The sequence below is a fragment of the Oleiphilus sp. HI0080 genome (assembly GCF_001635135.1).
Window position 1 is genome coordinate 1 of sequence record NZ_LWFU01000117.1, and the last position, 287, is coordinate 287.

The 287-nt window shown below is 50.2% G+C and carries 1 protein-coding gene; it reads right to left on the reverse strand.

What is annotated here, in order from left to right; genetic code table 11:
- Positions 1 to 287, reverse strand: a 287-nt coding sequence (locus A3751_RS01450; protein ID WP_255376055.1) for an FGGY-family carbohydrate kinase, incomplete at both ends; no start/stop codon positions are given.

The window sequence follows — 287 nt, forward strand, 5'->3', positions numbered from 1 at the left end:
GTACAAAGGCTGCAACTGTTTGTACATCTTCAAATACACCTCTTTGTATAATCGGTCGTACACTTTGTGTACCTGCTGATCTGGCTCAAACCTTTTACCAACACGCGTCATACTCTTAATCGCCGCTTCACAGTCTGGATACCACCCAAGTGCAACCGCTGTGTCCATCGCCGCACCCAAGCCGGAGGTTTCATAGGTATGAGGCCGTTCAACGGGCAAACCAAAAATATCTGCCGTGAGCTGCAAAGCAGCGTCACTTTGAGACCCTCCTCCCGATACGCGCAGAA